This window comes from Mycolicibacterium brumae (genome assembly GCF_025215495.1).
GTDB classification, from domain to species: Bacteria; Actinomycetota; Actinomycetes; order Mycobacteriales; family Mycobacteriaceae; genus Mycobacterium; species Mycobacterium brumae.
This window is the reverse complement of sequence record NZ_CP104302.1, coordinates 2909592-2933331: the sequence shown is the minus strand read 5'-3', so window position 1 is coordinate 2933331 and position 23740 is coordinate 2909592. Positions and strand designations below refer to the sequence as shown.

20 protein-coding genes are annotated in these 23740 nt (G+C 63.7%); 14 read left to right on the top strand and 6 right to left on the bottom strand.

Annotated elements, in window-relative coordinates; translation table 11 throughout:
* Positions 1-2: 2 nt before the first annotated feature.
* On the top strand, positions 3-851 hold the full coding sequence (locus L2Z93_RS14280; RefSeq protein WP_090590449.1) for an enoyl-CoA hydratase: 849 nt from the start codon (positions 3-5) through the stop codon (positions 849-851).
* A 44-nt stretch (positions 852-895) separates the two neighbouring features.
* Here the strand turns inward: L2Z93_RS14280 and L2Z93_RS14275 are convergent, their stop codons facing one another.
* Positions 896-1642, bottom strand: a complete 747-nt coding sequence (locus L2Z93_RS14275) for a hypothetical protein (RefSeq protein WP_099541428.1) — start codon at positions 1640-1642, stop codon at positions 896-898.
* Positions 1643-1852: 210 nt separating this feature from the next.
* On the opposite strand from L2Z93_RS14275, the gene L2Z93_RS14270 reads away from it, so the two are divergent.
* Positions 1853-3337, top strand: coding sequence for an amidohydrolase family protein (locus tag L2Z93_RS14270; RefSeq protein WP_090590441.1), 1485 nt, complete (start codon positions 1853-1855; stop codon positions 3335-3337).
* On the opposite strand, the gene L2Z93_RS14265 is transcribed toward L2Z93_RS14270, so the two are convergent.
* The gene (locus L2Z93_RS14265; RefSeq protein ID WP_162561970.1) at positions 3323-3865 is read right to left on the bottom strand and encodes a VOC family protein; all 543 of its coding nucleotides are present in this window, start codon (positions 3863-3865) and stop codon (positions 3323-3325) included. The two genes, L2Z93_RS14270 and L2Z93_RS14265, sit on opposite strands and share 15 nt — an antisense overlap.
* 174 nt (positions 3866-4039) lie before the next feature.
* Between L2Z93_RS14265 and L2Z93_RS14260 the strand changes: the two genes are divergently transcribed.
* The 3 genes from L2Z93_RS14260 to L2Z93_RS14250 all read left to right on the top strand — a co-directional run bounded on the left by L2Z93_RS14260 (position 4040) and on the right by L2Z93_RS14250 (position 5953).
* Positions 4040-4663: a TetR/AcrR family transcriptional regulator gene (locus tag L2Z93_RS14260; protein WP_234786185.1), complete on the top strand. Its 624-nt coding sequence runs from the start codon at positions 4040-4042 to the stop codon at positions 4661-4663.
* Between the two features lie 100 nt (positions 4664-4763).
* Positions 4764-5645, top strand: a complete 882-nt coding sequence (locus L2Z93_RS14255; RefSeq protein WP_090590431.1) for an SDR family NAD(P)-dependent oxidoreductase — start codon at positions 4764-4766, stop codon at positions 5643-5645.
* 8 nt (positions 5646-5653) lie between these two features.
* Positions 5654-5953 carry a putative quinol monooxygenase gene (locus tag L2Z93_RS14250; RefSeq protein WP_090590427.1) on the top strand — a complete coding sequence of 100 codons (300 nt, stop codon included), beginning with the start codon at positions 5654-5656 and terminating at the stop codon, positions 5951-5953.
* 57 nt (positions 5954-6010) lie between these two features.
* Here the strand turns inward: L2Z93_RS14250 and L2Z93_RS14245 are convergent, their stop codons facing one another.
* On the bottom strand, positions 6011-6775 hold the full coding sequence (locus tag L2Z93_RS14245) for a 3-hydroxyacyl-CoA dehydrogenase (RefSeq protein ID WP_090590887.1): 765 nt from the start codon (positions 6773-6775) through the stop codon (positions 6011-6013).
* A 117-nt stretch (positions 6776-6892) separates the two neighbouring features.
* Here L2Z93_RS14245 and L2Z93_RS14240 point away from each other — a divergent pair, with 117 nt between their 5' ends.
* From L2Z93_RS14240 to L2Z93_RS14230, 3 genes are read left to right on the top strand one after another with little or no spacing between them, the layout of a single operon-like run.
* Positions 6893-7258 (top strand): hypothetical protein, encoded by a 366-nt coding sequence (locus L2Z93_RS14240; RefSeq protein WP_128111852.1) that lies wholly within the window; start codon positions 6893-6895, stop codon positions 7256-7258.
* Positions 7252-7878 (top strand): hypothetical protein, encoded by a 627-nt coding sequence (locus tag L2Z93_RS14235; protein ID WP_234786184.1) that lies wholly within the window; start codon positions 7252-7254, stop codon positions 7876-7878. The genes L2Z93_RS14240 and L2Z93_RS14235 overlap by 7 nt, the downstream gene beginning before the upstream one ends.
* Positions 7879-7883: 5 nt before the next feature.
* A complete protein-coding gene (locus tag L2Z93_RS14230) occupies positions 7884-9035 on the top strand; it encodes an adenylate/guanylate cyclase domain-containing protein (protein WP_090590421.1) in 1152 nt (383 codons plus the stop codon).
* Here L2Z93_RS14230 and L2Z93_RS14225 read toward each other — a convergent pair.
* A complete protein-coding gene (locus tag L2Z93_RS14225) occupies positions 8989-10044 on the bottom strand; it encodes an Lrp/AsnC family transcriptional regulator (protein ID WP_162561968.1) in 1056 nt (351 codons plus the stop codon). The two genes, L2Z93_RS14230 and L2Z93_RS14225, sit on opposite strands and share 47 nt — an antisense overlap.
* 329 nt (positions 10045-10373) lie before the next feature.
* Between L2Z93_RS14225 and L2Z93_RS14220 the strand changes: the two genes are divergently transcribed.
* The 4 genes from L2Z93_RS14220 (at position 10374) to L2Z93_RS14205 (ending at position 13779) form a co-directional block, all read left to right on the top strand.
* Positions 10374-10679 carry a hypothetical protein gene (locus L2Z93_RS14220; RefSeq protein WP_090590416.1) on the top strand — a complete coding sequence of 102 codons (306 nt, stop codon included), beginning with the start codon at positions 10374-10376 and terminating at the stop codon, positions 10677-10679.
* Positions 10680-10855: 176 nt separating this feature from the next.
* On the top strand, positions 10856-13006 hold the full coding sequence (locus L2Z93_RS14215; protein WP_090590413.1) for a GmrSD restriction endonuclease domain-containing protein: 2151 nt from the start codon (positions 10856-10858) through the stop codon (positions 13004-13006).
* Between the two features lie 80 nt (positions 13007-13086).
* Entirely contained in the window at positions 13087-13509 is a 423-nt protein-coding gene (locus L2Z93_RS14210; RefSeq protein WP_128111853.1) for a hypothetical protein, read from the top strand.
* Positions 13510-13584: 75 nt separating this feature from the next.
* Positions 13585-13779, top strand: coding sequence for a PDDEXK family nuclease (locus tag L2Z93_RS14205; RefSeq protein ID WP_090590879.1), 195 nt, complete (start codon positions 13585-13587; stop codon positions 13777-13779).
* Between the two features lie 58 nt (positions 13780-13837).
* On the opposite strand, the gene L2Z93_RS14200 is transcribed toward L2Z93_RS14205, so the two are convergent.
* Together L2Z93_RS14200 and L2Z93_RS14190 are read right to left on the bottom strand one after the other, a co-directional pair.
* Entirely contained in the window at positions 13838-15469 is a 1632-nt protein-coding gene (locus L2Z93_RS14200; RefSeq protein WP_099541445.1) for an IS1634 family transposase, read from the bottom strand.
* A 394-nt stretch (positions 15470-15863) separates the two neighbouring features.
* Complete coding sequence (locus L2Z93_RS14190) at positions 15864-16973, bottom strand: DNA cytosine methyltransferase (protein WP_090593848.1); 1110 nt, start codon at positions 16971-16973, stop codon at positions 15864-15866.
* 280 nt (positions 16974-17253) lie between these two features.
* On the opposite strand from L2Z93_RS14190, the gene L2Z93_RS14185 reads away from it, so the two are divergent.
* Together L2Z93_RS14185 and L2Z93_RS14180 are read left to right on the top strand one after the other, a co-directional pair.
* Positions 17254-21933: a DEAD/DEAH box helicase gene (locus L2Z93_RS14185; protein ID WP_234786304.1), complete on the top strand. Its 4680-nt coding sequence runs from the start codon at positions 17254-17256 to the stop codon at positions 21931-21933.
* A complete protein-coding gene (locus L2Z93_RS14180; RefSeq protein ID WP_090593845.1) occupies positions 21905-23740 on the top strand; it encodes a UvrD-helicase domain-containing protein in 1836 nt (611 codons plus the stop codon). The genes L2Z93_RS14185 and L2Z93_RS14180 overlap by 29 nt, the downstream gene beginning before the upstream one ends.

Genomic DNA, 23740 nt, shown 5'->3' with positions numbered 1-23740 from the left:
GCATGACCGAGTTCGAGACCATCTGCTACGAACGCCCGGCCGACAAGGTCGTCCGGATCGTGCTGAACCGGCCGGAGGCCCGCAACGCCCAAAGCGTGCGGATGCTCTACGAACTCAACGACGCGTTCAATGCCGCGGCCCAGGATGATTCGGTCAGCGTGATCATCCTGGCCGCCAACGGCCCGCACTTCTCCGCCGGGCACGACCTGCGCGATTCCGACGCCGTTCAGGTGTTCACCGACCACGACCGCGTCGGCACCTGGTGCGGCGTCGGGTGCGCGGGCGCCGAGTCGATGATGGCCTTCGAGAAGGAGATGTACGTCGGGCTCAGCGAACGCTGGCGCAACCTGCCCAAACCGACCATCGCCTCTGTGCAGGGCAAATGCATCTCCGGCGGGTTGATGCTGGTGTGGCCGTGTGACCTCATCGTCGCCGCCGAGGACGCGCTGTTCCAGGACAACACCGTCTCGATGGGCATCTCCGGCGCGGAGTTCTTCAACCACCCCTTCGAGGTCGGTGCGCGCAAGGCCAAGGAGATGTTGTTCACCGCCGACTTCCTCACCGCGGCCGAGCTGCACACCCTCGGCATGGTCAACCACGTCGTGCCCGCCGACGAACTGCAGGCGCACACCCTGGAACTGGCGTCGAAGATCGCCGAAAAGCCGCTGTTCGCACTGAAACTCGCGAAAGAGGCCGTCAACGTCGCCCAGGACAACCAGGGCCGGGCCAATGCCCAGCAGACCGCGTTCGCCTATCACCAGCTGTGCCACAGCCACAACCAGCAGGTGCACGGCATGCTCATCGACCCCGGATTCATGCAGAAGACATTCGGGGAGAAGACCTCGTCCTAAGCGGAAGGCCACGTCCCCGCTGGGGTCGTGGCCTTCCGGCTCGGTCACGCCTGTGCCGCTTGCAGGGTTTTCTCCTCCCGGGAGATGGCCTGCAGGATGTAGAAGGCGATCACCAGGGTCCACACGCCGTGGAATGTCGCCACGCCCCAGTGCGAGATCAGCCCATCCCAGGCGAAGACTCCTTGCAGGGCCCACGGAAACGTCTGCACCGCGTTCGGCAGGATGATCACGACCTGCGCGATGGTCAGCCATCCGAGCCAGCGGGGGAGAATCGTCGGCGAGTTCTGGTCGCGGAAGATGGCGACGGCAATGGCGATGAGCCACAGGATGTACGGCGGCCAGGTGAAGTAGTAGACGAACCAGGCGAGGTCGTTGAGCGTCAAGGTGATGTCGGGCGAAACCTGGCCGGCTCGGAACCCAGTGACCGCGTACAGGATCGCCATGAACTCGACCACCATGATGTTGATCGCGGTGAGGATCAGCGTGGCGAAGGTCAGGATGGGGTAGCGACGGGATTCCATCCGCCAGATCCACATCGAGATCACGGCGGTCCACGGTCCCCACAGGGCAAACGCGAACATCGCCAGCACACACCCGAGCTGGATCATGCTGTAGTTCTCGGCGTAGATCTCGACGATCTGCTCGGCACTCCAGGTTGCGTTGTGCGCCGGCGCGAGCACCCGAGCCATGACGAGTCCGATGAACATCACCGGCACGGCAGCCATCCCCAGTGCCACGAACCATCGCTGGGTCTTGGCATTCAAATCAAACGGTCGTGCGACGTCAGCCATCCAGAGGCTCCTTCGGTAGTAGCGAATACTAGATCAATCTATATAGAGCGATGATCTGCTGGGCGGGGTTTGTCGCAGTGAAGGGCGAGTAACTCGACTTAGGTGTCGTCAATTTGCGAAATCGATTGAATCCCTTGACCAGATGCCGTTCCGGCAGCTTAACTGACAAGAGTGTGTGTCAGATCACGTCAGCCCTCAGGAGGATCTTCGATGCCCATCCGATTCGACGTCCGCAAAGCCGACTGGTCGACGCTGGCCCAACCGGAATACAAGCCGGTGGTGATCGTGTCAGCGGACTCGCATGTCTCGCTGCCGCCGAAGCTGTACAAGGATTACCTCGACGCCAAGCACCACGACGCGTGGGGGACCTACCTGGACGACGTCGCCGTCATCGACAAGGTCGTCGACCTGACCGGCTACCCGCCGCCGGAGGACTCCCTGGAGGTCTACGACAAGCGTGGTGTGGTGTCCGCCGGCGGGGAGGTCGGCTACTTCGACCCGGTGTGGCGGTTGCGGCACGTCGAATCCGAAGGCATCGTCGCGGAGTTCCTGCACCCGTTCGGGCCGATCGGCTTCGTGCCGTTCGCCGACGTGCAGAACTCCATGACCACCCACGAGCTGCGCCGCGCGGGATCGGTTGCGCACAACCGGTTCCTGGAGGACTTCTGCTCCGAAGCCCCCGGCCGGCTGCTCGGCGTTCCGCTGATCTACCCGTGGCCGGACTGGGAATCCGGGGTCGCCGACATCGTGCGCGCCAAGGAATGCGGCTTCAAGGCGATCTTCCCGCCGATGATGCCCGGCGCCGCGCCCGGTGACCTGCCCGCGCTGTATGACCCGTGGTGGGACCCGATGTGGCGGGCCTGCCAGGACCTCGGCATGGTGGTGCACATCCACGCCGGGTTCGGCAACCCGCAGGGCGGTGTCGTGGAGATGGTGCGCGCGGTGTTCAGTCGCACCGGCGGCGACACCGAGGGTGGGGAAGGCCTCGCTGTCATCGACGAGAACCTCTTGCCGAAGTTCGACCCGAACGGCGGTGAGGAAGCGGCCGGCGCCAACTCGTTCCTGGCGGAGTTGTTTGAGACGTTCGGCGAACGACGGCCGCTGTGGCAGTTGATGTTCGGTGGGGTGTTCGACCGCTTCCCGCGCCTGAAGGTCGCCTTCCAGGAGATCCACGCCGACTGGGTGCCGCTGACGCTGGACTACCTGGACAAGCTGCACGCCCGGGAGCCCGGCACGTTGACCATGAAGCCCAGCGAGTATTGGAAGCGGCACTGTGGATGTGGCACTTCGCTGATGCGCTACGGCGACGTGGCAGCCCGGCATGAGGTGGGCATCGACAAGCTGATGTTCGGCAGCGACTACCCGCACTTCGAGGGCACCTGGCCCAACACTCACGACTGGGTCCGGGCCACCCTCGGCGAGGTCCCCGAAAACGAGGCGCGGGCGATTCTGGGGGAGAACGCGATCGAGTTCTACGGACTGGATCGGCCGCTGCTGGAGAAGACCGCCAAGCGGGTCGGACCGCTGTATCACGAGCTGTTCAACGGAGCGCCCGTCGACCGGCAGCTGATCCGGCACTTCGAGTTCCGCGCCGGCATCAACAAACCGGTCAGCTTCCCGGTCGACAAGATGGACCAGACCGTGGCCGCCGACCGCGCGGGGGCGGCTGCCGCGTTGGCCTCAGCCCATCAGTGAGGACAGGTCGCGCACCGGGTCGGTGACGCCGTCCCAGTCGGCGGCGATCTCGGCGACCCGGGCGTACATCTGCTTGACCATGCCCTCGCCACTCATCAGCTCGGTCATGGTGCCGGTCAACGCCCGGGTGTCGACGTAGGCCAGCGGGGTCTGGCCGCCGAACGTCGCGGTCAGCACGGTGTCGTACCCCTGCTCGGCATAGCGGGCGAGTTCGGCGTCGACGTCGTCGACGAAGACGCACACGTGGTGCAGTCCTTCCTCGCCCTCGGCGAGCATCTCCCGGTAGGGGGAGGGGCGGTCGTCGTGCTGCTGGATGAACTCCAGCTGGACCGGCCCGGCCTGCGCGATCGCGGCGCTGATGTCGATCTCGGTGTCCTGCCCGCGCAGCTTCGGCCCGACGAACGCGGCGCCGACGTGCCGGCCGACGAAGAACGGGCCGATGCCGGTCATCGCCCGCCATTTCTCGATCGCTGCGTCCAGATCGTTGACCACCCAGGCGATCTGGCAGTACTGGAATTCGTTCGGCATAATGACACCCTTCTTATCTGACATGTTGTACTGTCAGATTACTGCAATGCGCGATGTGCTCGGAGAAGTTTCAGGCGAACCCCTCGTCGGCGGATGGGGCGGGTCCCCCGAAACGGGCGTAGGTCGCATTATGCTGAGGCGATCACGCAACGGAACGGGCAAGGGGGGCGCGAGGTGTCGACCACCGGAACCAAGCGCGTGTACGGCGGCATGTCCGCGGAGCAGCGGGTCGCCGAACGGCGCGCCAAGCTCATCGACGCCGGGCTGAACCTGTTCGGCTCCGGTGAGTCCGCGCAGGTGCGGGTCAAGGACGTCGTCGCCGAGGCCGGCCTCACCGAGCGCTACTTCTATGAGAGCTTCAAGGACATGGCGGCGTTCTTCGACGCCGTCTTCGAATGCGCCGCCGACATGATCGAATCCCAGGTCAACGCTGTCATCGTCGACGCCCCCGAGGACGGATTCGCCCGGGTGTCGCTCGCACTGCGCACCACGGTCGAGCTGCTGGCCGCCGACCCGCGGCTGATCCGGCTGTTCTTCGTCGAGGCGCTCGGCAAGGGGGACCGGGCCGGCGCGCATCGCAACGACATCCTGGTCCGGGCCGCGGAGAACTTCCTGCACTGGTCGACGGTCGGCACGCCCAGTGGCGGCGACGGCCGAGACGCGCGGTTGAAGGCGTTCGCGATGTCGGGGGCCACCTCGGAACTTCTCATCGCCTGGGCCGACGGGCTCATCGACGTGACGCCGGCGGAACTGTCGGACTTCCTGGTGGGCCTGTACTGGCGCGCCAATCTGCCCTGAACGGGTCGGCTCACCCGGCTTCTCGCGATGTTTCCACGGTTTGGCTGAGTATTCGCCGAGAATCTGACACGTAACTATGTCAGATAGGTATCGTGGCCCCATGACAACGAAATGGCCAGCAGGACAAGCAGCATTCATCACCGGCGCCGCGTCGGGCATGGGACTCGGGATGGCCCGAGCCTTCGTCGCGGCGGGCGCGAAGGTCGCCCTCGCCGACATCGACGCCGACCGCCTGGACACCGCGGTCCAGGAGCTCAAGGCCGCCGGCGGAGAGGTGGTGGGCATCCGCCTCGACGTCACCGACGCGGCGCAGTGGGCCGCGGCGGCCGATCAAGCGGAGGAGGCCCTGGGGCCGATCTCCATCCTGTGCAACAACGCCGGCGCCAACGGCGGCGCGGCACTCGATGAGACCCCGCTGGAGGTCTGGCAGTGGGTGTACCGGATCAATGTGGAGAGCCAATTTCTGGGCATCTCGACGTTCCTGCCGCGCTTCAAGAGCCGCGGCGGGCACGCGCACATCCTCAACACCGCGTCCATGGCCGGGCTGGTGCCGATGGCCCTGGTCGGCGCATACTCCTCGGCGAAATTCGCCAGCTTCGGCCTGTCGATGGTGCTGCGCAACGAACTTCAGGGCAGCGACATCGCCGTCTCGGTGCTGTGCCCCGGCTCGGTCAACACCCGCATCGCCGAATCGTCCGGCCTCGGTGAAGCGAAACTGGTTGGCGCAGAACCCAATATGGCGGCCATAGAAGGAAACAGCGCGCTGTTGGCTCGCGGCGCGGACCCCAACGCCGTCGGGCGGCAGGTCCTCGACGCCATGCAGGACGGCCAGTTCATGATCTTCACCCACAAGGACTGGGAAGTGCTGGTCAACCCGGTGCACGAGGAGATCCGCGCGGCATTCGAGTATTGCGACAACCGGCACGGCGACGACTTCACCGTGCAGATGTACACCCAGGGCCTCAACCCGATCAGCACCTAGGGGAACCGATGACGATTCACGTGATCATGGAAGTGACCCTCAAGGACGGCGCGGAGCAGGACTTCCGCGACTTCATGCTGGAGATCATGCCCGACACCCGCGCCTATCCGGGCGCGGTCAACGTCGAGTTCACCCGGAACGCGGACAACCCGAACGAGCTGATGATGGTCGAGAAGTGGGACAGCCGGGAGGCCTACGAGAAGTACCTGGCCTGGCGGATGGAGGGCGGAGTGATGGCCCGGATGGCCGACACCTTCGCCAGCTTCGGCCTGTCGATGGTGCGGTTCTTCGAATTCATGGGCATCTGAGGGGGCCAAAACTGTGCCGCCGGGTATCCCGGCGGCACAGTGCTTTTGGGGCCCGGGTTACCGGGGGGCCATCCGGATCGCGCCGTCCAGGCGGATCGTCTCGCCGTTGAGCATCGCGTTCTCCACGATGTGCACGGCCAGCGCGCCGTACTCGTCCGGATCGCCGAGCCGGGCGGGATGCGGCACCTGCTTGCCCAGGGATTCCTGTGCGGCCTCGGGGAGTGTGGCCAGCAGCGGGGTTTTGAACAATCCGGGCGCAATGGTCATCACCCGGATCAGGTCGCGGGACAGGTCCCGCGCGATCGGCAGGGTCATGCCGACCACGCCGCCCTTGGACGCCGAGTACGCGGCCTGGCCGATCTGGCCGTCGTAGGCGGCGACGGAGGCGGTGTTGATGATGACGCCGCGCTCGAGGCCGTGATCCGGACCGATCGGCTCGGTCTTGGCGATGCGCTCGGCCGCCAGCCGGATCACGTTATAGGTGCCGATCAGGTTGACCTCGATGGTCTTGCGGAACTTGTCCAGCGGGTAGGGGCCGTTCTTGCTCAGCGTGCGGATGGCGTCTCCGATACCGGCGCAGTTGACGTTGATGCGCACCGGCCCCAGCTCCTCCGCGAGGTCGAGCGCCGCGCTGACCTGCTCGGGATCGGTCACGTTGGTCTCGACGAACCTGGCGCGATCGCCGAGTTCGGCGACGGCGTCGCCGCCGCGCAGGTCCAGCACCGTCACCAGGGCGCCCTTGTCCAGCAGCCGTTTGGCGGTTGCCAGCCCGAGGCCGGAAGCGCCCCCGGTCACCACCGCGACTGCGTCTTTGATCTCCACATTCACTCCTAACTAGATCAATCAATCTAGTTGCAACTTACCCTTGACTCGCCGCGGTGATCCATGCAAACTGACATGTAGAAATGTCAGATAGGTCACAGCGTTCGAGGAGACGAGATGACGACGACGGTAGACAAGCCGATGCCCTCCGCCTCGCGACTTCGGGTGGCCGACGGCTCCCTGCTGCCCGCGACCCTGCAGGAAGTCTGCCGCTGTCCGGCGCGGCGCGACTACATCGAACTGTGCTTCGAAACGCCCGAGGGGCCATGGAAGTGGTGCCTGCCGGAGCCGACCGAGGCGCTCGAGAGCACCGACGGCGCCGAAGCCGTCGCCGCGGTGACCGTCGGTCGCTACGGCGTTCAGGCGCACTACGTCGACGACGGGTGCCTCGGCTACGCCATGCCGAGCTGCGAGGCGTTGGCGATGGTGCTCGGTGGGGCGCGAATCTTCCTGTCGCGCAGTCTGGTTCAGCGGGGATGGTAGCCCGCCACGCCCCACGCCGCGGCCTGTGGGGTCGCGTCACCGGAGCGCTGACCGCATTCGCCGCCGGCGTGGCCGCCTGCTTCGTCGCCGCCGTCCCGGGCAACGCCGACGCGTGGGACCCACCGCCACCTCCGATGGCCGACTTCGTGCCGGTGGCCCGCGCGTTCACCATGCAGTACCCGTACCCCTATGACCAGACCCGCAAGAACGTCACCGACGCCGACATCCGGGCGATCGACGAGATGTGTCAGTGGTTCGTGGCCGACTACCGGACACTGCGCGACCAACTCGACGCGTTCGGCTTCAACCTGCTGCACGCGGCCAATGACTGGAACGCCGGCACGCTCAACGCCCAGGGCGACGGGGTGGCCGCCAACGTCGACACCACCATGCGCTTCCTCACCCCGCGAACCACGGCGCTGACCATCAGCACCGACTACGCCAACGACATGTACTTCCCGGTCTATCAAGGCGAGGCGTTCTACCGGCTGTGGCAGGAACTGTCCAATGTCGGCGTCGGCATCCGCGCCCGCAACACCGCCTGGGTGTACGGGCCGTCGCAGCAGCGCGTCAAGCACTGGGGCAGCAAGATCGAGCGCTCCCGCCTCTGCGACCAGTAGCGCAGATGGCCGAGCGCTTTCCCGCCGATCTGCTCGACGGGCTGGCCGGGGACGCGCGACGGGAACGCGCCGAGCTGATCGTCTGGCTGCTCGACCGCGGGTTCACCGTCGAGGAGATCCGCCGGTCCCACGTCCCGCTGGTGCTCGCCGCCAACCGGGTGATGGGCGAGGACGGCCACTACGTGTCGCAACGCCAGGTGGCGCAGTCCGCCGGCATCGATCTGGACACCCTGCGCCGGCTGCAGCGCGCCATGGGCCTGCCGCTGATCGATGACCCGGACGCCGCGGTCCTGCGCCGCGTGGACGCCGAAGCCGCCGCCTCGGCCAAGTACTTCCTGGACTTCGGCCTGGACCTCGATGACGCCGTCGCGGTGGTCCGCGCGCTGGTCGAAGGCATCGGCAACGCCACGGCCACCCTGCGGGACAAATCGTTCAACGTCTGGGTCAAACCGGGCGCCAGCGAGGTCGACATCGCCGCGGCCGCCGAAGCGCTGGCCGGCGCGTCCGCGCGACGGATCGAGGCGATCGCCGGTCGGCTGATGCTCATGCAGATGCGGCGGATGATCGAGTCCGAAGGCATCGGCGCGGTCGAGCGGGCCTCCGGGCGGCTGCCCGGCGCGCAGACTGTGGCGGTGGCGTTCGCCGACCTGTCCGGCTTCACCCAACTGGGCGAGGTGCTCACACCCGACGAACTGGCGAAGGTCGCCGGCAACCTGTCGGATCTCGCCCACGAGGTGGTCGACGAGCCGGTGCGGTTCATCAAGACCATCGGCGACGCGGTGATGCTGGTCAGCCCGGATCCCGGGCCGCTGATCGAGGTGGTGCTGAATCTCATTGACGCGGCGCTGCATTCGGGGCTGCCGCAGTTGCGGGCGGGGGTGGCGCTGGGTCCGGCGGTCAACCGCGCCGGTGATTGGTTCGGCAGCGCGGTGAACCTGGCCAGCCGGGTCGCCGGGATCGCGCCGGCCGGGATGGCGCTGGTGACCGCCGCGGCGCGGGATCGGGTGGCCGGCGAAGGTCTGCAATGGACGTCCACCGGCCCGCATCAACTGCGCGGGCTGCCCGATGCGGTGGAGCTCTACCGGGTGGGGCGAGTGGTGCCGGCGGGCTTCAGGCCACCGAGTTCCATCCCGCGACCCGTTTCAGGCACGGGTTGAACCGCATGATGTCCTGAAACAGCAGCGTGTCGGTTTCGCGCACCCCGTCGATGGAGTGCGCCGCGGAGTCGATGAAAGCGGTCAGCTCGGCCTGGTCGGCGACCAGCACCGAAACCTGCAGATCCCAGTTGCCCAAACAGATTCCGACGAACGCCACCGCCGGCAGCTTGAGGAACTCCTCGGCGATCGCCTCGATGCGGGCGCGGTCGGCGCGCACCATGATGGTGGCCTGCAGCATGGACAGCTCGAACGCGGCAGGGTCGATCATCGCCAGCACCTGCACCAGCCCGGAGTCGGTCATCCGGGCCAGCCGGGTCCGCACCGTCGCCTCCGACACCTGCAGCGCGCGGCCGATGCTGCGGTTGGAGCGACGCCCGTCGTTGATCAGTTCCTGCAGGATCGCCAGGTCGAGGGTGTCCAGGTCGACACACGGCGCGGGCAGCAGGATCGGAGCGGGGTCGACGGCTCGGAAGAGTTGCCGGCCCAGGGGAGTGACGCGGGTGTCGGTGGCCAGCTCCACGTCGACCTCGGTGACGCCGTCGATGGAGCGCAGCCGGTCGACGACGGCGCGGAGTTCGGCGCGGTCGCGGACCAGGAAGTAGCCGAGCAGGTCGTGGGAGCCGATCACGGTGGCGGTCGAAATGCACTGGGGCAGTGCGCCGATATCGATGGCCACCTCGGCGGCCGGGCGGCGGCGAGTCTTGACCAGGGCGATGACCCACCATTCGAATCCGGCGCGTTCCCAGTCGATGACGGCGGTGAACACCAGCGCGCCCAGGGTGGTGAGTTTGCGCAGTCGTTGGCTGACGGCGGAGTCACTGATGCCGACCTTCGAGGCCAGCGCGCGGTTGGAGATCTTGGCGTTGGAGAGCAGTTCCCGGGCCAGGGCGCGGTCGGTGTCGTCGATGGCTGGTGTGGGCTTCCAGCGGCTCTCGCTGATTTCGTTCCGATTGCGCTGCGGCGGGGGAGGGCGCAGCATCGCTTGGCGTGCAGGCACTTTCGGCGCCACGGTGCCCCCTTGGGATCTGCGATGTATGGCCAACCTTAGTCGCCGAACCAATCTGACAATACTGCTTTCCTAAAACTCGGAAACCGGCTAGGGTTCGAGTTGGACCGGAAGGGAGTTGTGGTGGTCGCTCGATGGACTTCGCGTGTCGCCCGGCGGATCGCGGCGATGGTCGGAGTGTTCGCGACCTGCCTGGCCCTGGTGACGATCCTCGCGCCGGCCCCCGCCGGCGCCGACGTCGGCGAGCTGGGCCCCCGCCCACCACCGAGGAGGCCCAGGCCGCGCTCGCCTGGCTCTACGCCAACGGCAAGCCGCCGGACTCCAGTGTCAACGTGCAGTTCCCCGGCCCGCTGCTGGTCGGCCCGGCGCAGATGCACCCCAACCCGCCGCCGGACCCGTGGTGCGTGCGCTGCGGCTACCCCGACCAGGGCTCCAGCCTGATGTACCCGGTGCTCGGCGCGGTGACCGTCACGACGACCCAGGGCCTGGTCGCCAGCGCGCTGCCGCCCACCAGCCACGTGCACGTCACCACAGTCACCTACAACGGCACCGCCTGCCGGGGTGAGCACAAGGCCGAGTACTGCCCGACGTACTTCTTCTACCGGGATTCTGGGGGGCGCTGGCGGGTGGCTGAGTGACCTCACCACCCCGAGCCGACGGTCGTCTACTCCGGTAGTCGAATCGGCTGTGCGGCAGTCTCAGCCCCGCGATCGTTCTCAATGGCACGGCACTAAGTGGGAACGGCGGATGCTGAGATCGCTGTCGGATACGACTGGCAGGATGCTGGGTGACCCTTCCAGATCCTCGGAGCATCATGGCCAAGACCGTCTTTCGCAGCACCTCGTTTACCCTCCGCCACCTCGTCGACAACATTGACCGGGGCGACGTTGCACTCCCAGAGTTGCAACGGCCCTTCGTCTGGTCCAACGCCAAAGTGAGGGATCTGTTTGACTCGATGTACCGAGGCTTCCCGGTGGGCTACCTGCTGTTCTGGGAGACGGGGGCAGAAGTCGGCGCACGGCAGATCGGCGTTGACGGCAAAGAGGCGAGGGTGGCGCGCTGGCTGATCGTGGACGGCCAGCAACGTCTCACTTCGTTGTACTCGGTGCTGACGGGTGAAGCGGTCGTCCGGGAGGACTATTCGGAGTCACGGGTGCGGCTGGCGTTTCGTCCGCGTGATGGGCACATCTCGGTTTGGGATGTCGCCATCGGCAATGACCCTGAATTCCTCAATGACGCCACTGCGCTCTGGACTGACTTCCGCGGCACAGTTTCGGCGTTCTTCGCTGCCTACGAGAAGGCCCGCGGTGAACTTGACCACGTGACCCGGAACTCGTGGGAGGACGCGATTGACCGAGTTCGTGACTTGCAGAACTATCCGTTCAACGTCGTTGAACTCGATTCTGCCGTTGACGAGGAGCAAGTCGCGGAGGTGTTCGTCCGAATCAACTCTGAGGGTGTGAAGCTCAATCGAGCAGACTTCATCCTGACCTTGATGAGCGTGTTCTGGGACAAGGGGCGAAAGCAGCTCGAAGAGTTCGCACGGCGCTGCAAAGTTCCGTCAACCTCCGGTGCGTCGCCGTTCAACTGGTACATCGCCCCGCAGCCTGACCAACTGTTGCGCGTCTCGATCGCTCTGGCATTTCGCCGCGCAGTGCTCCGGCACGCATACTCGATTCTGCGCGGCAAGGATCTGGAGACGGGCCAGACGACGATCGCTCGCCGCGACCAGCAGTTCCAGCGCCTACAGGAGGCCCAGGCAAGGGTTCTTGACCTGACCAATTGGCACGAGTACCTCCGCTGTCTGGAGCGTGCCGGCTATCGGGGATCGAAGATGATCGCCAGCCAGAACGTGGTGCTGTTCACCTACGCCATCTGGCTGATCGGCAGGGTTGACCACGGCGTACCGCTTGACCAACTACGGGAAGCGGTCGCCAGATGGTTCTTCATGGCGCACACCACCTCTCGCTATTCGGGATCGTTTGAAACCCAGGCGGAGAAGGATTTTCGTCAGGTCGAAGAACTTGCCCGCGAGATCGGTTTCGTCGCTGCGATGAACAAGGTGATCGATGAAACGCTGACCAGTGACTTCTGGACGATCACCTTGCCCAACGAACTGGCTACCTCAGCTTCTCGAAGCCCCGCGCTGTTTGCCTACTTCGCCGCGCTGAACATTCTGGATGCCGATGCGTTGCTGTCCACCGGTAAGGTGCGAGAGCGTCTCGATCCGGCCATCATCGCCAAGAAGGGCATTGAGCGGCATCATCTTTTCCCTCGCGCTTACCTACGCGAGGTCCTGAACGTGAAGGACACTCGGCAGATCAACCAGATCGCGAACATGGCGCTGGTCGAGTGGAACGACAACATCACGATCTCCGACGACGCGCCATCCGACTATTGGCCTGCGCAAGTGCTCTCCAAAACCGAGCGGCAGGATGGGCGGCCACCGGTGCTCAGTGCCAAACGGCTTGCCACGCAGGTCGAAGACCACGCCCTGCCTTCGAACTGGACTGACCTGAGCTTTCCGGACTTTCTGGCTCAACGCCGTAAGCTGATCGCGGCTGTCGTCCGGAAGGCGTTCGAGCGCATCTCGCAATCTGGTTACGCCCCTGATTATCCGGCTGTTAGCCAGGAGATGATAGAGGACGGCTTGAGCAACATTTCGACGTCCGTAGGGATCATCGACTTGTTCGAATCAGGTTTGCTTCCTGCGGGGACGATTCTCGTTCCGGCTCGTGATTCGATCGACGCTGTCGCGGAGGTAGATGAAACGGGCCAAATCATCCTCAACGAGGTCCCACACCAGACACCGTCGAGCGCTGCGAAGGCGGCAAGCGGCTCCTCTGAAAACGGCTGGACCTTCTGGCTGGCCGACACTCCCAGCGGCCAGCGGCGCCTAGACGGGATTCGCGACGAGTACCGAAACGCTAACGTCGAGTCTCTGTCGCTCGCTGCGGGTGGCTAGCGAGCGTGCCGCATGACAAAACATGTGCCCGAATCCAGCTCGGGTACAGCATCATGACGGCGTCAGTTGATGGGGGAGCGATGACCAAGCGCGATCGATGCACCAACCATGGCCCGAGCTGGACGAAGAGCTCGTTTCTTGATGCGCTTCAGGGATCAAGAGACCGGGCCCGAGCTGAGCGTCTCTTCGAACTCCTCGAAGAGCACCCAGACGGTTACTACTGGTTCGGTCAGATCCCAAACGGTGCAATCTTCTTCCATCTGTACGGGCTCGATGTCGCTCCGTTGCGGGTCCTTGTAGGTGCTGACGGCGGCCTGCTGGGAAAGGGTACTTGGACCAGCTACCCGAAGATCCGCAACGACGAACGGTTCGCTGAACTCGCTGGCTATCTCGGCCAGGACCACTCCGAGTCGGTCGCCGATTTCTCGCTTGCTGAGTTCGATGTTGACGAACTCTGGTCGGTTACTGCGAGATGCGCCCGACTCATCAACGGTGTCGGCTAGATCGGTGAATACGTTGGTCTGCTTGTTCGTTCTCTGGGTTGATCGGGGTGTGGACTAGTGATCGGCGGGGAAGGCATGCGCTTGGGGCCGCAGCGCGTCCGCCCCGAGGCGTCCTCGCGGTCCGTCGGTATCCGCATGAGCTGGCAGCGAAATCGGGATACGCAACCCGAGATGCTGGTTCGGAGAATTCTCCATTCGAGGGGGCTGCGCTATCGCGTCAACGTACGGCCTGAACAGGACCTCAGACCTGAGTTAGGACATTTGGTTTAGTACCCCGATTTCCCGATTTTCGACCCGGCGCGGTGGCGTTTGTAAGGATATTTGGCGTTCAGGGCGCCAGTCCGAGGTGTTCGAGGATCTCGCGCTGGGTGGCGGGCACATCGGGTGGGAACGTCTGGGTGACGCCGTTGATGGCGATGGTCGCGCTGCGCAGTGTCCGTAGGCCTTTGACGACTTTGGCGATGGAGTACCCGGTCCGGGATTGAACGGCATGCGAGACGGCCAGTGCGGCGAACACGATCGTCAGGTGCGCTTCGATGGTTTCGCGTTGGCGATGCCAGATCGGGCGGGCGGCCAGGTCGGACTTCGACATCCGAAATGACTTCTCCACGTGCCACAAGTCGTGGTACTTCGCCATGACCTCGTCCGCCGGCATGACCGTGGCCGGCACATTGGTGATGTAACCCTTCAGTCCCGCAAGGGATTTCGCCCGAGATAGTGCGGAGTCATCGAGGTGTCGGTCTTTGCCGCTGACTTTGACAAACCGCGCTGATTTCGCCGGCTGCGTTCCGTCGATGATGGCCTTGGCGCGGGCTTCCTGAGCGGCAAGGGTCTTCTGATCTCGCCGGGCCCGTTTGGCTGAGTACGCCCACACCGCCCGCCAGGCCGCCGAATGGACCTCGGGGTCCCACACGGGTTCAGCGCGCTTTGCTCGGTCGTTGACGCACTTGTTGTTGCCGTGCCGCGGGGTGACGGTGTCGATGACTTGGCCGTCGGTGAACGCGTCACCGTTCCAGTGGAAATGGGACTCCAGATCAGCTGGCGCCTTGGTTGCCCGGGAACCGACGATGAACGAGAGCCCCAGCTCATCGAGGTCCTTGAGATTCGAGGCAGACAACATGCCGGCGTCGGCGGCCACGACCATGTCGGTGTCGGTGAGCTGGTGGCGTTCCAGGAACCCGCGCACGACCGGCACAATGGTGGTGGTCTCGGCGGTATTGCCTTCATAGCAACCGATTTCGAGAGGGAACCCTGTCCGGTCGACCAGCAGTCCGACCACAATTTGAGGGTCGACCTTCCGGTCTTTCGAGTACCCGACTTTGCGTAGTCCGTCCTCGTTCTCAGCTTCCCACCACAACGTGGTGACGTCATACAAAAGGAGCGAGAGGCCGCCGCAGTCACGCGCGTAGGCGAAGCACTTCTCAGCAATGGTGTCGCGGTACTTCTTCGGCCCGACCTCATCGAGGTGACGTTGCACCGTCCGATACGAGCGCCCATCCGCGCCGAGATCGGCCAGCACCCGCAGGGAATCAAGTTTGCTGGTCGGTTCCACGATTCGGGCGATCACCAAATCCCGGAACACCGGATCATCGACCGCGTCGAACCCGAGCCAGTCATACACCGCGGCGAGGGTGTCATAGAGCAACCTCGAGCAAGTGCCGACCGTCCGGCCCGGCGGCGCCGGCGCTCCCGCGCAACTCGACGTGCCGGTCGCAGGCAGGATTCGTCGCCGGTAGTCGGCGACATCCTCGACCCGAGCTGAGCGGGCCGGGGCTTCGAAGTCCAGCGCCTCCTGGTCCCCGTGCACCAGCTGCCGGGCCTTCTCCAACAGGATCCCCAGCTCAGCATCGGTATGAGCAGATCCAACATGGGCGATGACCTGGACTTTCCCGGAATTCTTGCAGGCCACCTGCACCGCCACCGCGCCGGAGCCGGTGCGCACCTTCCGCACGTACGCCACCGCACGAATCTACCCGCTTAGTACCCCAAACCATCCACCCCAGCGAACGAACCTGCAGGTCAACGCGACGCACCCAAAGCTACCGACCAGTAATGTCCTAAGTCAGGTCAGATACCGAGCTGACATCGGATGGAAGGGGCTGAGGCTGGCCGTCTTCATCGATGGCTGTTTCTGGCATGGCTGTCCTCAGCATGCGACGAGACCGAAGGCCAATCAGGATTGGTGGGCAAGGAAACTTGACGGAAACGTGCAGCGCGACCGGCGGACGGATCAGGAGCTGGCCACCCGGGGATGGACAGTGCTCCGCTTTTGGGAGCACGAGGATCCGGAGAGCGTCGCCGACGCGATCTGCGCACACATCGCCCTGATCAGATCGCGTAGTAACAGCTGCTGATCAAGCCCGCGCGTCGGCTGCTTCCTGTAGCTCTGGACCGGTAGGCCGTATCGGGTTCTCGCGTCCGGCCTCCCAAGATGAGTGGACGACCCGGTCGAGCTCCACCGGGTCCACCGGAATGCCCAATGCAGCGGCCAGGATGTGAACCCCCAAGCGTGGCGGAATGGCGTTGCCGATCTGTTGGCCGATGTCCTTCCCCGACCATGGATAGTCCCGGGGGAAAGTTTGGAGGATGCCTGCGTCATGGTGAGACAGGCGAGTCGCCTCGCCGTTCGCATGCAGCAGCCGGTTCCGGGTGACTTTCCCGGTGACCGTGGCCGCCGGTTCGGCAGAATGACGTTCCCCGCGCTTCTTCGGATCGCCGCCGCTGCCGTAGTTGGAGACGACGGTGAATGCTGACCCAGTGCGCAGTGCTTTGCCCATCGACACCCATGGCTGAAGATCAAGAGCTTCCTGCTGGGGAGCGCCCTTCCTGAACGCTGTGTGCGTCGGTTCCGGCAGTAGCGCCTTCTGATCGCCGAGCCGGGCGACCAGAATCGCGCGGCGTCGGGTCTGCGGAACGCCATACTCCTCAGCCCGCAATGTGCCCACCGCCACGTTGTAACCGATTCGTTCCAATACTTCCTTGTAGGCGTCCCACACCGGAAGAACGGTCTGGACCTGTTCGAGCACGATGGCCCGGTACGGCCTCGCTGCGCGAGCGGCAAGGAGAGCCCAGCGCAGGGGCTCGAGGACCAGGGCCGTGCGATCGTCGGAGAAGTCCGAGTGCTTCCGGTGGGTCGGCTGGCTGGTCTCGAGTTCATGGACGTGGCGGACAACTTCGTCCAGCGCCCGGCGCCCCGAGCCGGATCCTGCGACGGTGAACGTCTGGCACGGAGGCCCCCCGGTCAGGATCGTCGCGTCCGCGAAGTCGTCAGGACCGAAATTGCGGACGTCGCCGAGCACCGTGCCCAAACCGGCGTTCAACCGTGTTGAACAGGCGTTTTCATCGGACTCGATGCCCGTCGCCGGAATGCCCAACCAAGCTGCCCCCACGTCGAGCCCCCCCGGCCCGGCGAACAGGTCGATGATCCGATCAGAGGAATCGACCTTCGTGCTGTCCGACGCCATGATGCGATGCTAGCCGGCCTAGGTGACAGTCCGTCCCAAGTGTCCCCGGGACCCTGTGTGTCGGTGGTTGAGGAGCGCAGCGATCTGAGGGGCAGCGCGTTTCCTCAGGCCGGGCTTCGGTGTCGGAGACGGGTGATAGAACTTCCTAACGGCATGAGAATTGTCTGTGTCCAGTTTTTACTTGAGTCGATGAGCTGCGGGGGAGTCAATGATGGTCAGGGGATGGACCGATGCAGATCCCGCACTTCAGGGATTCGTCGATGACCATCGCGATCGGTGCGTGCGCGTCTACAAAGAAGACCTCAACCGTGTTGAGGAGGACGCCGGCAAGGAGCGCGGCATCGCTGAGGGGGGATATGGCCGCAAGCAGATCCAGGAGCTGATCCAGAACGCCGCGGACGCGCTGCAAAGGGCTCCTGGCCGCGCCCAGGTAACGCTCACCGCAGATACCCTCTACGTTGCGAATGAAGGCAAGCCGTTCGAAGAGAGCGGGCTCCGAGCTCTCTTGTATACCCATCTGTCCAATAAGACAGGCACGGAGATCGGTCGGTTCGGACTTGGCTTCAAGTCGATCAGTGGAATCTCGGACAATCCCCAGATCTTCAGTCGCAGTGTTTCGTTCGAGTTCCATCGGAACCAAACGGCCACATCCCTTTCCGAAGAACTGGGCCGTCACTTCGATCCGGACGATGTTCCGGCGCTACGACTTGCGTGGCCGCTGAGTCCTGCCGTGGAGTTTCAGGGTGATCCCGTGCTGGCGGAACTCGGCAGATGGGCGATCACAGTCATCAAGATCCCGCTGAAGGAAGGCGCAGCAGAACAGCTCTCGGAAGAGATCAAGGAATTCGACGAATCCTTCAATCTGTTCGCGCCGCACGTGCGGGTTCTCGACCTCGTTGACGAGCTGGGTGGCAATGAACGCCACTTCAAAGCTTCCAAACGAGGCAACCGCGTCACATTGACGACAGAAGGTGGTGACCGGCAGTACCTGGTTGTCTCCAAGGAGCATCAACCTTCTGAACGTGCTCTGGAGTCTGCGGGGCACGCGGCGCGGCGTGACTCCGTCACTGTCAGCTGGGCTCTGCCCCTTACCGGTCGTGTCGAGATCGGCCAGCTGTCTGCCTACTTCCCGGTCAAATCCGAAACCACCCTGAGCGGTCGACTGAACGCACCCTGGAAACTGTCGGACGACCGCATCAACGTCATCGAATGTGCCTTCAACGAGGAACTGCTCGTGGACGTTGTACCGCAGTTGGTTGCCGGCGCCCGCAAGGAGCTGGTCGGCAACGGTGCATTCGGAAGGTACATCGACGTGCTCCCCGCGCGCGGCAAGGAAGCGCGCAGCTGGGCTGACAGAGTCCTGAATGAACCGGTATTCGCGACGCTCAGGGAGAAGCGGTGCCTGCCGGACCTGGACGGGCAACTCAGGTCACCGAGTGTCGTTCGTCGTATTCCGGAGCTGACCACCGAACTCGCGGGTCGTTGGTTGGAGGTAACCGGCAATCGTTCAGAGTGGGTGCACCCGGACTGCACCACGAGTAATGAGCGGCGCTCCAAGGTCGATCGCCTGATGCAGGACAGTGATCGGCCGAGGGCAACACAGGGAAGGGTGCAGCACTGGCTGCAATCGGTAGTGGCTCAACCGGGTGCCGACCAATCGGCGGCCGCGATCGAATTGGCCGCGCAGTTGTCCGGTCAACTGGGCGTCAACCGCGATCCCAACGCGAGGAATGCGGAGCAGGACATCCGAGACTCGCGAATTGTCCTGCTGGAAAACGGCACGCTGGCGCAGCCAGTCCGTGGCCGATGCTTCCTCCGGACGAACCCGACACAGTCCGGAACTTCGTTCGTCGATGCCGGAGTGGCCGGTCGTCCTTCGACCGAAGCGGCGTTGAAAGATCTTGGGGTAACTCCGTTCGAAGATGGCGGAGAGATGCTCCAACTGCTCACGCAGCTTCGGCAGACGGGAACGGTCGACTGGGACGAGCTGTGGATGGCGATGCGCGGATCCGGCCTCCAGCAAGTTCAGGAAGCGTTCGATGGAGTGCTCGAGGGACGCGCCGCGCAGATCGTCTGTGTTCGTAACGGCCATGGACGCTGGGTGCTTCCCGGGAGTTTGTACGTCCCGGGCGATTGTTTGAGGCAGATTCGGGAAGATGGCGACTATCTGGTCGATGGCAACTATCACGCAGCCGATCACCCGATCTTGTACCTTCTGGGCCTTCGGTCTCGTCCGACCCGATCCCGTAGGTCTGTCCCCGAAAAGTGGCTCTCGAAGTACCGACGAACCGTCCATGACGACATCGGTGACGCATTGACGCTCAGTCAGTCCGCCCGCGAGAACATTCAGATTCAGACGATCGACAACCTTCTCGGCCCGCTCGAGTGTTTGCCGAATCTGAGCGTCACGAACAGGGTTGCGCTCAGCACGGCGGTCATCAACGAGATCGAGGTGCCCAGGGTTGGGGTAAGTCACCCTAGTGTGCGGAAATCCGGGCAGTACGTCGCTCCTGAAATCTGGTGGGTACGCCTGGCGGGGATGCTGCCGACCACGCTCGGGCCGATGCCCGTATCGGAAGCCTTTGTCCCCGAGGTGCCGGGAATCCCGACCGGCCTGGTTCCCTCGGTGACACAAGTCGTGCTCACCACCGACATGGAAACCGTCCTGAACCTGAAGAAAGACATCGGCGATCTCGACGAGAGGGCATTCGGCGCTCTTGTCGAGACACATGTGGCTCGCAACGACGTCGAACGTGTCGGTCAAACCTACGCCTGGTGGTGCTGGACCCTTCGTACCGATGCGCCTCCTGAACGTTTGTGGGTTCATTGTCGTGGCAAATGGGAAGAAGTGCAGACCAGCCAGGTTGCCGTCGTCCACGGTATTGATGAATCGAGAGTTCTCGATGAGTTCGGAATCCCCTGCGTAGTGGTGGGAGCTGCCGAGGACGTCCATACCTTGAGCGAGTTCTGGGACTGCCTCGAAGGTCGGGAACTCCCGATTGCGTACTCCTACGAAACGAGTGCCGACCCTGAAGTGCTGACCGACGTGTTTCCCGTCCTGAACATTCTCGAAACCGTTGACGACCTCGATGGCCTGAAGTTGCAGAAGTGCCTGTCGATCAGCAAGGTGGCTGCGGTACCGGGGCAACCAGAGATGAGGGTTGATTGCCTGGCCGGCATCGAGGGCCAGCACATCTTGGTGACCGGGAGCAGCGAGGCCGCGATCTTGAAACAGGTTTTGGGGCAACTGCTATGCGACGACTCCGATCAACAGGTGGCGATGCTGATGGATACCCTGCAGCGCCGTCGAAACTCCAAGCGGATCCGCGAGATCAGGGGAGCATCCACGGATGCTGAGCGGCTGTTGATGCTGGCCGGCGAAGACCGACTCCAAGCGCTGATCCCCAAATCGGCCCTGACCTACTTGGAAAATGAGGGCTCCGTTGAGCCGCACGGCATGGAGTTGGCGCAACTCTGTATCACGATGCTAGGGGTACGCGCCCTGGAACGAGCATCCAAGATCGACTCGGACAAGCTCCCGGACGACGTCCCATCCACTTGGGCCGGTTCTTACAACACGCGGAAATGGGTCAAGAGTCTTGGTTTCGGTGAGGAGTGGGCCGGCCAACGAGGCGGCAGGCGAAACAAGCCGACGGAGTTCGTCGATGGCCCGACCCAACTCGATGCGCTGCACGACTACCAACAGGAAGTGTCGTTGCGGCTCAAGCGACTGCTGACCGGAAATGGCCTGCGCCGAGGCATCGTGTCGTTGCCAACTGGTGCTGGCAAAACCCGGGTGACCGTGCAGACGATCATTGAGTGCATCAGAGATGGCCAACTCGACGGCCCTCAGGACGGCCCATTTGCGGGACCGATCCTGTGGCTGGCCGACGGTGAGGAGCTCTGCGAGCAGGCGATCGACACCTGGTCATATCTGTGGCGTGCCGTCGGACGTCAGGACACCCAATTGATTCTCAGCCGATTCTGGTCGAACTATGAGATGGAGGAAGAATCGGGCGGGGTCCAGGTTGTCGTCGCAACATGGCAGAAAATCAAGCAGAGGGCAGTGGGAAACGAGTCTTTCGCTTGGTTGGCTGAGGCTCCTATCGCGATCATCGATGAGGCACACGGGGCCTATACGCCCTCCTACACAAGCATTCTGGAATGGCTCCAGCGTGGGACACGGCAACGGGACCAGCCCTTGATCGGGCTCACTGCAACGCCATTTCGCGGACGCCGGGACAGCGAAGAGACAGAGCGGCTGCTGCGCAGGTTCGACGACAACCGCCTGGACGAAGGGGTGTTCGGTGACGAGCACCCGCAGGTGCGACTCCAGAGAGACCGCGTGCTCGCCCACGCCCGCCTCGAGATCATCGACGGAATCTCGATCGACCTTGCCGATCACGAACTTGAAGAGTTCAGATCGAAAGGGTGGCTTTCGAAGAGTGCCGAGGCTCGGCTCGGCCGCGATGAGGATCGCACGCGGACCATCGTCGAGTCGATTCTGAAGAAGCCGGCGGATTGGCAGATCGTTGTCTTCGCTGCTTCGGTCGAGAACGCACAAACCCTCGCGACACTCCTGACGCTGAGCGGCAGGTCCGCCGCCTCGATCGATCAGGACACCAGCCCGGAGGACCGCCGGGCGGCCATTGAACGGTTCAAAGCGGGCGATCTGAAGGTGCTCACAAACTATGCCGTGCTGTCACAGGGTTTCGACGCGCCCAAGACCGACGCCGTCTATATCACCAGGCCGACAAGCAGCGAAGTGCGCTACCAGCAAATGGTCGGTAGGGGGCTTCGAGGTCCCAAGAACGGCGGCACCGAAGAAGTCTTGATTGTCAACATGCTTGACAACATTATCGAGTTCGGGCACAGCATCGTGTATCAGAGCATCCAGGACATCGTCGACTCCGAGGGGGGTGAGTTCGAAAATGCGTTGGCTCAAACGGTGGGCGAATGAATCGAACTCCGATGATGTCGAACTCAACGATGAGCAGCGAGATGTCGTCGAGGCCGCACCTGACGCAAGGTTGCTCGTCATCGCAGGTGCCGGCCAGGGCAAGACCGAGGTTGTCGTCAGCAGGATTGACCACCTCACGCGGTATGAGAGCCTGGAAACCAACGAACTGTTGGTGCTGAGTTTCTCGCGGGCAGCTGTGTCGGCGGTCAAGAAGCGCCTCGACCTCCGCGATGTCCCGACGCCTAATGTTCGGACATTCGATTCCTTCGCGGGATTGTTGCTCCTAGACGCCGACGTCGAAGCTGTCGGGAGCTACGAAGCCCGCGTTCGCCGCGCGACTCGATTGCTGGAGGAGTCGGAGGAAGTCCCGCCCGCCGTAGAACTGTTGCAGCACATAATCATTGACGAGATTCAAGACCTGGTGGGAGACCGCGCGGACTTCGTTCTGGCACTCATGAAGAGGCTGGATAGAGCGGCCGGAATCACCGCTCTCGGCGACCCCCTGCAGGGGGTGTATGACTTTCAGATTGAGGAGTCTGCCAGCAAGACTTCTTCGAAGGACGTGTTCGGGGTCCTCCGCAGCCGTTTCGAGTGTGAGGAAGTCGGGCTTGGTGCGAATTACCGTGCGCGAGGTAAGTATCCGAAGCACGTGGTCGCGAAGGCAGGCGCGTTGCGAAGAGCGTATGACGCACATGACGCGCGCAAAGCTGAAGATATCGTCGATGAACTGATGGACGATGCTCCCTACCTGGGCGCGTTTGACCAATGGTGCGGGCGGGTCGGTTCTTCGGATGAGAAGACCACCGCTGTGCTCTGCACCACGAACGCGGATGTTCTCCGAGTCTCGCGGGCGCTGAATCGGCAGTCCGTCGCGCATGCAGTACGGCGCCAAGCTCAGGATTTCGGTGCGGCACGGTGGATTGCAGGTGCACTCGGAGGCCTGTCCGGCACCAAGGTCTGGCGATCAGACGTTGAAGGAGCGCTTGCCCGGGTACTGGAATCCGAAGGGGTGAGCCAACGATGGATGGATCTGAAGGCGGCTGAAGGAGGTTCACGCTCGTATGATTCGCTCGATCTGATGCGCCTGCGTCGTGTCCTAGAGGCGCGAAACCTGGCGCTTCCGCTCACCGAACCGGACGAGAGTTCGGTGATTGTGTCGACGATTCATCGAGCCAAGGGGCTTGAGTTCGACCGGGTCTTCATCATCGAACCCGGTTGGAGGCCCGACGATGAAGGGATATGGCCCCGGGTATGTCGGGACTATGTCGCACTGAGCCGAGCAAGAGACTCCATCTACGTTTGCAGCGCGATGGAATCGAAGTCAGCAGTCGGACCGGATAAGCGGCGGTCCGGTCGTTTCACCGAACAGAAGTACGGCAAAAGAGGGCGCAGGTACACGAGTGCCATCGAGTTTCGGTACGACGACGTCTACGTAACGGCACCGGCATCGTCGCGGAAGACCAATGCACGCGATGTGCAGGGGTTGCTCTTGAACGCCGATTTTGTTGGATCAGCGGTGATCGCCCGACTGGACCCTGCCTCGGCGTTGTCGACGACGCCGTCGTACCTGCTCTACTGCGACGACCAGTTCATCGGACGGACGAGTGAATCCTTTGGCGTTGAGTTCCACCACTACTTCCACTGGCTGCGCAATCGGCCGAAGCTCATCGAGGGACTGTCGCTTGCGTCGATCGAAACAGTCGCGGGTGACCCGGCAGAATGCGAGAAGGTTGGCGCCGGACGAAGCGGCTTTTGGCTTGTTCCACGAGTAACCGGGCTGGCAGAGCCCGATCTTTCCACTACCTGA